This is a genomic window from Mesorhizobium sp. M7A.F.Ca.MR.362.00.0.0 (assembly GCF_004023175.1).
Taxonomy (GTDB): Bacteria; Pseudomonadota; Alphaproteobacteria; order Rhizobiales; family Rhizobiaceae; genus Mesorhizobium.
Genome location: NZ_RZTF01000322.1, coordinates 1 through 7,341, shown reverse-complemented (window position 1 = coordinate 7,341; position 7,341 = coordinate 1). Strand labels below are relative to the sequence as shown.

The 7,341-nt window shown below is 63.4% G+C and carries 8 protein-coding genes and 1 pseudogene; 3 read left to right on the top strand and 6 right to left on the bottom strand.

Annotated elements, in window-relative coordinates; all coding sequences use genetic code 11:
* Both EOC06_RS28490 and lpdA read left to right on the top strand, forming a co-directional pair.
* A partial coding sequence (locus EOC06_RS28490) for an SDR family oxidoreductase (RefSeq protein ID WP_128309370.1) occupies window positions 1-159 on the top strand: 159 nt, incomplete at its 5' end.
* A 55-nt stretch (window positions 160-214) separates the two neighbouring features.
* Window positions 215-1,645, top strand: a complete 1,431-nt coding sequence (gene lpdA, locus EOC06_RS28485; RefSeq protein WP_329608532.1) for a dihydrolipoyl dehydrogenase — start codon at window positions 215-217, stop codon at window positions 1,643-1,645.
* Window positions 1,646-1,743: 98 nt separating this feature from the next.
* Here the strand turns inward: lpdA and EOC06_RS28480 are convergent, their stop codons facing one another.
* Window positions 1,744-2,091 (bottom strand): hypothetical protein, encoded by a 348-nt coding sequence (locus tag EOC06_RS28480; protein WP_128309369.1) that lies wholly within the window; start codon window positions 2,089-2,091, stop codon window positions 1,744-1,746.
* Between the two features lie 77 nt (window positions 2,092-2,168).
* On the opposite strand from EOC06_RS28480, the gene EOC06_RS28475 reads away from it, so the two are divergent.
* Complete coding sequence (locus EOC06_RS28475) at window positions 2,169-2,762, top strand: DUF2867 domain-containing protein (RefSeq protein WP_128309368.1); 594 nt, start codon at window positions 2,169-2,171, stop codon at window positions 2,760-2,762.
* Between the two features lie 10 nt (window positions 2,763-2,772).
* On the opposite strand, the gene EOC06_RS28470 is transcribed toward EOC06_RS28475, so the two are convergent.
* The 5 genes and pseudogenes from EOC06_RS28470 to EOC06_RS28450 all read right to left on the bottom strand — a co-directional run.
* Window positions 2,773-3,843: a TraB/GumN family protein gene (locus EOC06_RS28470; RefSeq protein ID WP_128309367.1), complete on the bottom strand. Its 1,071-nt coding sequence runs from the start codon at window positions 3,841-3,843 to the stop codon at window positions 2,773-2,775.
* 349 nt (window positions 3,844-4,192) lie between these two features.
* A complete protein-coding gene (locus tag EOC06_RS28465; protein ID WP_127267126.1) occupies window positions 4,193-4,549 on the bottom strand; it encodes a cupin domain-containing protein in 357 nt (118 codons plus the stop codon).
* Window positions 4,550-4,558: 9 nt separating this feature from the next.
* A pseudogene (locus tag EOC06_RS28460) lies at window positions 4,559-5,940 on the bottom strand (NAD(P)/FAD-dependent oxidoreductase).
* A gap of 28 nt (window positions 5,941-5,968) precedes the next feature.
* Window positions 5,969-7,078, bottom strand: a complete 1,110-nt coding sequence (locus EOC06_RS28455; RefSeq protein WP_127267128.1) for an ABC transporter ATP-binding protein — start codon at window positions 7,076-7,078, stop codon at window positions 5,969-5,971.
* A 1-nt stretch (window position 7,079) separates the two neighbouring features.
* The coding region (locus EOC06_RS28450; protein ID WP_128309366.1) for an ABC transporter permease at window positions 7,080-7,341 on the bottom strand (262 nt) is incomplete at its 5' end.

Sequence of the window (7,341 nt, the reverse complement as noted above, 5' to 3'; positions counted from 1 at the left end):
TCCGGCGGGCAGCCGGACAGGGTGGAGCGGTTCCGCGACCTGCTGCCGATGAAAAGAGCCGGTACAGTGGCTGAAGTCGCCGGCGCGGTTCTCTATCTTCTCTCCGACGCCGCGTCCTATACGACAGGCGCGATCCTGAATGTAAGCGGCGGCCGCTGAGCGCTCTCAAGCAGATCGAGCAGGATGTTATCCGAAAACCGCGTCACACGGCATCATGCTCAAACAGAAGGACAGTATCATGGCTTATGACGTCGTTATCATCGGATCGGGACCGGGCGGCTATGTCTGCGCCATCAAGGCGGCGCAGCTCGGGCTCAGGGTCGCGGTGGTCGAGAAGAACGCGACCTTCGGCGGTACCTGCCTCAACATAGGCTGCATCCCTTCCAAGGCGCTGCTCCATGCCTCCGAGATGTTCGCCGAGGCCGGTCACTCCTTCGACACGCTCGGCGTCGAGATATCGGCGCCGAAATTGAACCTGAAGAAGATGATGGCGCACAAGGATGCGACGGTGTCGTCGAACGTCAACGGCGTCGCCTTCCTGTTCAAGAAGAACAAGATCGACAGCTTTCGCGGCACTGGCAAGGTGGTCGCGGCAGGCAAGGTGTCGGTGACGGCTGAGGACGGCAAGGTCGAGGAGATCGAGACCAGGAACATCGTCATCGCCACCGGCTCGGATGTCGCCGGCATTCCCGGCGTCAAGGTCGACATCGACGAGAAGGTGATCGTGTCGTCGACCGGCGCTTTGTCGCTTGATAAGGTTCCCGGCCATCTGGTGGTGGTCGGCGGCGGTGTCATCGGGCTCGAGCTCGGCTCGGTGTGGGCACGGCTCGGCGCCAAGGTCACCGTGGTCGAATTCCTCGACACCATCCTGGGCGGCATGGACGGCGAGGTTTCCAAGCAGTTCCAGCGCTTGCTTTCAAAGCAGGGTTTCGAGTTCAAGCTCGGCGCCAAGGTCACCGGTGTCGCCAAGGCCAAGAAGGGTGCGACCGTCACCTTCGAGCCGGTCAAGGGCGGCGCCGCCGAGACGATCGAGGCCGATGCCGTGCTGATCGCCACCGGCCGCCGCGCCTATGCCGACAGTCTCGGCCTCGGGGAAGCCGGCGTCGAGGTCGACGAGCGCGGCCGGGTCAAGACCGATGGCCATCTCAAGACCAATGTCGCGGGCATCTATGCCATCGGCGATGTCATCGCCGGGCCGATGCTGGCGCACAAGGCCGAGGACGAGGGCGTGGCGGTGGCCGAAACCATTGCCGGCCAGGCCGGCCACGTGAACTATGACGTCATTCCGAGCGTCGTCTACACCAGCCCGGAAATCGCCTCGGTCGGCAAGACCGAGGAAGAGTTGAAGAAGGCCGGCATCGACTACAAGGCCGGAAAATTCCCGTTCAGCGCCAATGGCCGGGCGCGCGCCATGCTGCACACCGACGGTTTTGTGAAGATCCTCGCCGACAAGACGAGCGACCGCGTACTCGGCGTGCATATTGTCGGCTTCGGCGCAGGCGAGATGATCCACGAGGCGGCGGTGCTGATGGAATTCGGGGGCTCGTCTGAGGATCTCGCCCGCACCTGCCACGCGCATCCGACGATGTCGGAGGCGATCAAGGAGGCGGCGCTGGCAACGTTCTTCAAGCCGATCCACATCTAAAGGCACTATCCTCGGTCAAGCCCGAGGGTGACGAACGTAGCGATCCCTACAAAACGGCCCGCCTTTCGGCGGGCCGTTCGTATTTGATATCGAGCCGATCAGTTGGCCGGTGCAGGCGCTGGGGCCGGTGCCGGAGCCGGTTCAGGCGCTGGTGCCGGGGCAGGCGCCGGTTCTGCAGGCGCCGGAGCAGGCGCGGGTGCTGGCGCAGGTTCGGCCGGCTTCATCGGTTCGGCCGGTGCCGGTGCGGGCGCCGGTGTGCTGGCCGCCGGCGGCTCGGCGGGTGCCGGGTGCTCACCGCTTCTTCCGAAAATATAATACGCGACAACCGCCAGAATAACGACGACCAGCGCAATCAGCCAGCCACTACCGCCGCCACCGCTCTGCTTGATGGTGGTGTTGGTGGTGTTGGGATTGAACGGGTCGTTTGGATTCGGTGCGTTCGCCATAAAAGTGTCCTCCGTGGATGAAAAATATCAATCAACACCATATAACGCGCAATCATTGAACTGGTTTCACGCTAGGGTTGGAAAACGCCAAAAACAAGGACAATCCCGCCGTTCCGGCGCCGGAATGGCGTCGTTTCGCCATGCAACGCGCCAAGTTGGTGCCTATTATGATCTTTTCGGAGGATTTTGCCGTGACGAATCCCCTGGCAGAGTTTGTCCCGAATCACTGCAATGCCCTCGCCGGAGCCCAGTTCGCCGACCGCTATGTGCTGGTCACCCAGGGTCTTTCTTTAACGGCACTCGGCGCGGCGGAACGCGCCCTGGGGCCAACGCCGCCCTGGGTCGGCAGGCTCATGGCGCTACGCAACCTTGCCGTCAAGCCGTTCCGGCTGAAGACGGGCTCGGAAGCTGCGGTGTTGCCGTTAGGCCGGATCGGGATATTTCCGCTCATCAGCCAGTTTCCCGGCAAGGTTGTGCTTGGCCTCGACGACCGGCATCTCGATTTCCGTGTCCTGGTCGAAGTCAGGGATCTCGGCATGGGCCGGCAAGAGGTGGCCGCGACGACGATCGTCAAGACGCACAATTGGCTCGGCCGCGCCTATCTTGCGATCATCATGCCGTTTCACCGGATCATCGTTCCGGCGATGCTGGCCCAGATCGTGGCGAAGTAAACTGAAGTAGCTAAAGTCCAACAGGCGTGACGGTGTAACCGGCCTTGCGGAAGTCCTCGACGAGGCCTTCGGGGCCGGGAAGGTGGAGGGCGCCGACCGCCATGAAGACGTTGCCCCTGGCAAGGATCGGTTCGGCATGCTCGACCATCACCTTGTTGCGGCTGGTGATCATGGTTTCCTCGAACGCCGCATAGCCCGCGGGGTCGTCCGTGCCTTCCGGCATGGCCGCGCGAAACAGCGGCCAGAACATTCCGGTGTCGCCGCGCTGGTAGAGCACGATCATGGTTTCGTTGATGTCGTTGATCTTATCGCCGAGCTTCAGCGTGTCGACGAGGCCCTTCATGTGAAACGCCAGCGGCAGCGAGGCCATGGCGCGCAACTGGCTTTCAGCAGTCTCCAATCCTTCCACCGGCTTGCCGGAAGCCTTTGCACCTTCCGCCAGCCTGACATCGAGCACCGGGGCGCCGCCTGACTGGCGGGCCAGCTCGCAGGCCGGCAGTGCCATCATGGCCGAGAGCATCCACGGCTTCATCTTGGCAACCGTTGCCGGAGGAATGCCGCGTGCGTCGAGTGCGGCGTTCATGGCCGCCGCATCGTCGGGCGACAGCAGCGACGCCAGCGTCGTCGAATCAGTGAACATCATCAGGTCCGGCTCCTTGAGCATCGCGACCATCATCTTCTGCTTGTCGAGCACGTCCGTGGTTTCGATGACGATGGTGCCGGCGGCGTCATAGGCTTTCTGCGCGTCGGGAGGCAGCGTGGTGACGCGCGGGTCGGTCATATGCATGGTGCCGAACAGGAAGGACGGCTTCTCGCCGGGCTTTTCCAGCTTCCACAACAGGCCCTTGCCGTTCGGTGTCGCGGCGGCTTCCGCTTCGATCTTGCGGTAGGTCGCCGGATCGTTCTTCTGCAAGGCCGACAGCATGTCGGCGCCGGTGCAGGTCGGGATTTCGGCATGCGCCTTGCCGGCCGCGAACAGCAGCGCGGCGAGAAACGACAGGAAGAACAGAACGTTGAGCGCGACGAGCAGCTTCAGCGACACGGAAGCTGCACGGTCGGCGATGGCGATGACGCGTTTCATGATCCCATTCCTAGAACCGAAAAGCGGCAAAACGGTTAATTGGTACTGCGAAATTGTCTTCGACCGGCTATCGCCCTCAGCGGACGTCGATGGTGCTCATGACTCAATGATTAGCGGAAACGCCCATTTCTTCGTCATCCACGGGCGGAGTAGGGAGCGTAGCGACGCGGCGCAGACCCGAGGATCCATGCCGGGACTCTGGAACGCTGCAACAGTGCAGAATTCCGCTCCGCAGCACTCCATGGCAAAGGTCGCGGCATGGATCCCAGGGTCTCCGCGACGGAGCTTCGCTCCTGCTTCGCCCTAGGATGACGAAGTTGGGGAGGCTTCGGCCAAAGCGGACGTCGGCTCACGCCTCGAAGTGCAGGATATAGAGCTTCCGCGTCTTCTCGTGGATCGTCCATTCGCCTTTCCACCCTTTCGGCAGCACCAGCATTTCGCCCGGGCCGACGTCCTTGCTGCGGCCATCGGGACCATGCAGCGAGACCCGGCCTGACACGATGTGGCACGTTTCGGAATTGCTGTCGCGCGATGCGGTGAAGCGGCCCGGCGTGCACTCCCAGACGCCGACTTCCAGCGTGCCGTCGGGCGAGGTCCACAGCGTCTTCGCTGCTTCGAACTGATTGCCGCTGATCGAGGTCGGCTTGGGCTCGGGCTCGCCGAGATCGATCGAGGCGAGATGGGCGAAGGTCTGGAAATCGGTCATGGCAGTCTCTTAATGTCCTGTGATGCGATCGGCGATTGCGGCGAGTTTCGACGTGTGCTGGAGGCCGGCCTCCTCGCGTTCGTCGGCGACGCGGTAGAGCTGATACATCGAGTGGACACCGAGCCAGCGCATCGGCTCGGGCTCCCACTTGCTGACCTGGCGGTTGACCCAGGGCAGGCGGGTCAGCTCAGTGTCGCGCCGCAGGATGAGATCGCGCAGCGTGCGGCCCGACAGGTTGGAACTGGATACGCCGAGCCCGACATAGCCGCCGGCCCAGCCGATGCCGGTCTCAGGGTCGAGACCGGCCGTCGTGCACCAGTCGCGGGGCACGCCCAGCACGCCGCACCAGGCGTGGTCGATGCGAAGCTTGGCTGTCTGTGGCAGAAGGCGGATGAGGATCGCGTGCAGGCTTTCGATCGTCGCCTGCTGCGTCTGGCCGCGCACGTCGGTCTGCGAGCCGTAGCGGTAGGGCACGCCGCGTCCGCCCATGGTGATGCGGCCTTCCCTGGTGCGCTGTGCATAGCAATAGGCGTGCGCGGCGTCGCCGAGAAGCTCATGGCCCTCCCAGCCGATCTCGTCCCATAGCGATTGCGGCAGCGGCTCGGTGATGATCTGCGCGCTGTTGAGCGGCAGCCAGAGCCGCTCATTGCCTGGTATGCCGGCCGTGAACCCTTCCGTGGCACGGATGATGATTGGCGCGCGCACGGTGCCGCGGCTCGTCGTGACCTTGCCCTTCTCGATGCCGGTCACGGTGGTCTGCTCGTAGATCGGCACGCCAATGCTTTCGACGGCTTCGGACAGGCCGCGCACCAGCTTGGCCGGCTGCACGCGCGCGGTGCCGTGGTGGATATAGCCGCCAAGCACATTTCTGATGTTGATGCGGGCTCTGGCCTCTTCCTGACCGATCAGGCTGACACGCTCGCTCGGAACGCTCCAGCCGATCGCATCGGCATAGGCGGCCTTGATCCGTTCGAGCTGCGGCGGATTGGTGGCGACCGTCAGATTGTCGACCCGGCGGATGTCGGCATCGATGCCTTCGGTCTCGGTCACCGCGATCACTTCGTCGACCGTGCCATGCATGGCGGTTTCCATGTCGATGACGGCGCCGCGCGTCGAGGTCTGCAGATATTTTTCGCGCGACCAGCTGAAGCCGCCGACAGCCAGCCGCCATTTCGGCCCGACGCGCCGAAGCCGGCGAACTCCCTCTCGACGATGGCGATGCGGATCGATGGATCGGCCTTCTTCAGGTAATAAGCCGTCCACAAGCCGGTGTAGCCGGCGCCGACGATGCAGACATCGGCTTCGAGGTCGCCCGGAAGCGGCGCGCGATAGGCCGGCAGGCCGATGTCGGCATACCAGAACGAGACGTTGCCGTTGACTTTGGCGTCCATGTCTAAAATCCTGCGGGGAAAAGAGCGGTCAGGTCATCGTCATGTCGGCGCGGTCGTCGTCGGCAAGAAGTTTTGCATCGACGACGGACCAGCGCAGATCGACCGTGTCACCAATCGAGAACGGTGTGGCTTCCAGCGACGAGCGCACGATGGCGACCGAGCCATCGCGAAGCGTCACCTGGTATTTCGAACCCGACCCCAGATAGATCGCTTCGCTGACCTCACCAGTGAGGCTGTTCTGCCCGGCGGCGGGAGGCGTGTTGGTGCCGGCAAGCGACAGCTTCTCCGGCCGCAGCAGGACCACCGGTTTGCGGCCGCCGGCGAGCTTGCCGTAGGCCACGATCTTCTGGCCGGCGATCGTCAGGCTGGTCTGGTCTCCGGACGCCTGGGCCTCGCCGCGCAAACTGGTCGATTCGCCGATGAACTTGGCCACGAACAAGGTCGTCGGCTCGTCGTAGAGCTGGCGGCCGGTTCCGACCTGTTCGATGCGGCCCTGATTGAACACAGCGATGCGGTCGGAGAGCACCAGCGCTTCTTCCTGGTCGTGCGTCACATAGACGAAGGTGGTGCCGAGTTCGCGGTGGATCCGCTTGATCTCCAGCTGCAGCCATTCGCGCAGTTTCTTGTCGAGCGCGCCGAGCGGTTCGTCCATCAACAGCAGCGGCGGATCGAAGACGATGGCACGCGCCAGCGCCACGCGCTGCTGCTGGCCGCCGGAAAGTTCGGAGGGATAGCGATGCGCGAAATCGGCCATCTTGACCATGTCCAGTGCTCGTACAACGAGACGGTCGCGCGCCTGCTTGTCCATGCCGCGCAAGGTGAGGGGATAGGCGACGTTCTTGCCGACCGTCATGTGCGGAAACAGCGCGTAGTGCTGGAAGACGACGCCGATGTTGCGCTTGTGCGCCGGCAGGGCGACGATGCTCTTGCCGCCGACGGCAAGATCGCCTGCGGTGAGGTCGGTGAAGCCCGCAACGACGTTGAGCGTGGTCGTCTTGCCGGAGCCGCTGGGCCCCAGCAGCGTCATGAACTCGCCCGGCTCGATATGCAGGCTGACATCATCGAGCGCGGTGAAATTGCCGTAACGCTTGGTTGCGCCCTTGATGTCGATGGCCGCGCCACGTTCCCTCGCAGTCATCTCAACTCCTCGTCGATTTCGAGCTGATGATCAGCCCGGCGCTGATGATCAGCGTCGTGGCAATGAAGATGATGGTTCCGACGGCCGTCACCGTCGGGTCGGCGTCGCGGGTGATGCTGGTGAAGATCTGCACCGGCAAGGTCTTGAGGTAGGGACTGGTGATGAACAGCGCGACGATGATTTCATCGAAGGAGGTGACGAAGGCAAACAAAAGCCCGGACAGGATACCGGGCGCGATCAGCGGCAAGGTCACGGTGCGGAAT

Bases quoted from the DNA above. Each gene is read 5' to 3' on its own strand.
- lpdA (WP_329608532.1), top strand. From the start codon at position 215: ATGCTCAAACAGAAGGACAGTATCATGGCTTATGACGTCGTTATCATC.
- EOC06_RS28480 (WP_128309369.1), bottom strand. From the start codon at position 2,091: ATGGCGAACGCACCGAATCCAAACGACCCGTTCAATCCCAACACCACC.
- EOC06_RS28470 (WP_128309367.1), bottom strand. From the start codon at position 3,843: ATGAAACGCGTCATCGCCATCGCCGACCGTGCAGCTTCCGTGTCGCTG.
- EOC06_RS28465 (WP_127267126.1), bottom strand. From the start codon at position 4,549: ATGACCGATTTCCAGACCTTCGCCCATCTCGCCTCGATCGATCTCGGC.
- EOC06_RS28455 (WP_127267128.1), bottom strand. From the start codon at position 7,078: ATGACTGCGAGGGAACGTGGCGCGGCCATCGACATCAAGGGCGCAACC.